The 3,815-nt window shown below is 41.5% G+C and carries 2 protein-coding genes; both read left to right on the forward strand.

Annotated features, from left to right (window positions below; translation table 11 throughout):
- Window positions 1-135 precede the first annotated feature (135 nt).
- Window positions 136-1,437, forward strand: coding sequence for an IS1380 family transposase (locus RDV52_RS11180; RefSeq protein WP_115098567.1), 1,302 nt, complete (start codon window positions 136-138; stop codon window positions 1,435-1,437).
- Window positions 1,438-1,618: 181 nt separating this feature from the next.
- Window positions 1,619-3,790, forward strand: a complete 2,172-nt coding sequence (locus RDV52_RS11185; RefSeq protein WP_004366178.1) for a S9 family peptidase — start codon at window positions 1,619-1,621, stop codon at window positions 3,788-3,790.
- Window positions 3,791-3,815: the final 25 nt, after the last annotated feature.

Genomic DNA, 3,815 nt, shown 5'->3' on the forward strand with positions numbered 1-3,815 from the left:
AACCTCAATTCCGCAGCATAAAATCTTTTAAGAAATCCAAGTGCCTGAGAAACAAAGTCCTCAAAACACTTGGATATGTCAGAATTTTCACCTAATCTTAGTGCAACAAACATAACAAGTAAGCAAAAATCTGACATGACAAAGGTAGCAATTAAAAACGAGAATATCACTTCTTTCGGAGGAATTTATCACATTATGGATGTTTTTTCAAAGTTGGGCTTTGAAAAACTTACCGAATCCGTGTTGGGCAGACGCGGAAGCAGTGGCAAGGCATTCAGCCATGGAAGCATTTTCGGCTCTCTCTTCTTCAGTTACCTTTGTGGTGGAGAATGCCTTGAGGACATCAATGCGCTTATAGGGCAGTTCAAGCAGAGGCCTGACACGCTATTACCCGGTGCCGACACCGTGGGACGTGGACTGAAGGAGCTTGCCGAAGAGAACATTATCTACAAGAGCGAGACATCAGGCAAGTCTTATAGTTTCAATACTGCAGAGAAGCTGAACACCTTACTTTTACGGATGATACGTAGAATGGGGCTTATAAAGGCGGGCAGTCATGTTGACTTGGACTTTGACCACCAGTTTATTCCATCCCGCAAGTTCGATGCAAAGTATTCCTACAAGCAGGATCATGGTTATTTCCCAGGCTGGGCTTCCATCGGGGGCATCATAGTCGGAGGTGAGAACCGTGACGGGAACACCAATGTGAAATTCCATCAGGAGGACACGCTCCGTCGCATTATGGACCGTGTGACCTCCGAACTTGGTGTTGTGATAGAGCATTTCCGTGCCGACTGCGGGTCGTTCTCGAAGGAAATCATCCAGACCGTAGAGCCGCGCTGCAACACGTTCTATATACGTGCTGCCAACTGCGGCAGCCGGTGTGAGGACTTCCGCCAGCTGGAAGAATGGAAGAGCGTTGAGGTTGGTTATGAGAGGTGCGATGTCACCTCCGTCAGCATGGACGACCTCATCGAAGGAAAGTCATACAGGCTTGTCGTACAGCGTACTCCCTTGAAAGACAAGCACGGCAGGGAACAGACGGATATGTTCGGAGTGATATACACATACCGCTGTATCCTTACCAACAACCGGACATCTACCGAGAAGGACATCATTACATTCTACAATGAACGTGGAGCGAGCGAAAAGAACTTCGACATACAGAACAATGACTTCGGCTGGGCACATCTGCCATTTTCCTTTATGGCTGAGAACATGGTTTTCATGATGGTTACCGCCATGCTGAAAAACTTCTATCTCTATCTCGTCCGTCATATCAGCGAGAAGGTCAAGCCATTGAAAAAGACAAGCAGGCTGAAAGCCTTTATCCTGCATTTTGTCAGTGTACCAGCAAAATGGGTACGAACAGGAAGGCGGAACGTTCTGAACCTATATACAAATAAAGCATACTACTCTGAGGTATTCCTTGAATAAACAGCATGTCTTTGTGGTTCTCACATTCCCCATTGGTTTGGGTGGGGGATTTCATGTCTATGCAAGAACCAAAAATCCCAGAAAATCCCCATATCAATGGATAGAGCCCAAAAATGTCACTTCAATATATAAAAGTACCTCACAAGGAATAATGCTGCGGAATTAAGGAATAACTAAAATTATGAACAAAAATGTTTCAATTGCTATTACAACTGCACTTGTTATGAATTGTGGAATTGTAAATGCCCAAGAAGCGACTAACATCGGAAAGCATAACATAACACTTAGTAAAAATGTTATGACTCCCGAAACATTGTGGGCGATGGGAAGAATTGGAAATGCACAAGCTTCCCCTGATGGCAATAAAATTGTTTACCAAGTAGGTTACTATAGTGTGAAGGAAAATAGAGGACACCAAGTAATCTGTGTAATGGATTCCGATGGAAAGAATGTACGTCAGCTTACAACATCTGCAAAAAGCGAAGTAAGTCCTACATGGTTAGATGACCATACCATAGCTTTTCTTCTCGATGGACAAATTTGGTCTATGAATTCAGACGGTTCTTATCGTAAAAAGCTTTCATCTTCAGATATAGAAATAGAAGGATTCCGCTTCTCTCCAGATAGGAAGAAGGTCCTACTTATAAAGAGTATCCCTTATTATGGTACAATTAAGAAAAATCCTTCCGACCTTCCAAAAGCATCTGGTCGTCTTATAACCGACATGAATTATCGTCATTGGGATCATTATGTAGAAACTATTGCACATCCGTTTGTTGCAGAAATTACTGCCAATGGTATTAGTAAGAACGATGTGGATATTATAGAAGGTGAACCTTACGAAAGTCCGCTTGCTCCATTTGGTGGGATAGAACAATTCGACTGGAGTAAAGATTCGAAACAGATAGCCTATACTTGTAGGAAAAAAGAAGGTGTAAAATATGCTGTATCAACCGATGCTGACATATACCTTTACAATATAGACACAAAAAAAACGGTGAACTTATGTAAACCTGCAGACTATGTTGCGCCAGAAATAAACATGACGAAGTCGCTTCGTAATCAAAAGGTAAATCATCAAGATGGTGATTTCAATGTCGGTTACGACGTTAATCCTAAGTTCTCTCCTGATGGAAAGTATATTGCATGGCAGAGTATGAAGAACGATGGATATGAAAGCGATCGTAATCGTCTTTGTGTTTATGATTTCAGTACGGGGAAGAAAACCTATGTTACAGAGAAATTTGACTCTAACGTAGATGACTATGTTTGGGCTCCAAATTCAAAGGAACTTTATTTTATAGGTGTTTGGCATGGTACTGTAAATGCTTATCAAACTAACTTAAAAGGCGAAATTAAGCAATTAACCGATGGACAGCATAATTATGTCTCAATTGCGCTATTAGGCGATAAGGGAAGGAAATTGTTAGGCTTACGTCAAAGCATAAAACAGGCTACTGAGATATTTTCCATAGTACCTGCAAAGAAAGATAAGCAGAGTGAACAAATACAGTTGAGTTTTGAAAATAAACATATTTATGATCAGCTTGCACTTGGAGAAGTTAAACCACGTTGGGTAAAGACTACTGATGGGAAAGATATGTTGGTATGGATTATCACTCCTCCTCATTTTGACCCGAATAAAAAGTATCCAACTCTTCTTTTCTGTGAGGGAGGTCCACAAAGCCCAGTATCACAATTCTGGAGCTATCGTTGGAATTTCCAGATAATGGCAGCAAACGGATATGTAATTGTTGCACCAAACCGTAGAGGATTGCCTGGGTTTGGTAGTGAATGGAATGAAGAAATTAGTGGAGATTGGACAGGTCAATGTATGAAAGACTATCTATCAGCAATAGACGATGCTGCAAATAATCTTCCATTCGTAGATAAAGATAGATTAGGTGCTGTAGGTGCTTCGTTTGGTGGGTTCTCTGTTTATTATTTGGCAGGGCATCACAACAAACGCTTCAAAGCGTTCATTGCTCACGACGGTGCTTTCAACCTCGAAAGTATGTATACTGATACTGAAGAAGTCTGGTTTAGTAATTGGGAATATGATGATGCATATTGGAATAAGGACCGTACAGCTGCAGCAACACGTACATATGAGAATAGTCCCCATCTTGATGTTGATAAATGGGACACTCCTATTCTTTGCATTCATGGAGAGAAAGATTATCGTATTAATGCAACGCAGGGTATGGGAGCATTCAATGCTGCACGCTTACGTGGTATTCCTGCCGAACTGTTACTCTTCCCAGACGAAAACCATTGGGTATTGAAACCACAGAATGGAATATTATGGCAACGTACTTTCTTCAACTGGCTCGACCGCTGGCTAAAGAAATAAAAACGAAATGAACTTTTATCAATAA

The sequence above is a fragment of the Prevotella nigrescens genome, from assembly GCF_031191185.1.
Lineage (GTDB): Bacteria > Bacteroidota > Bacteroidia > Bacteroidales > Bacteroidaceae > Prevotella > Prevotella nigrescens.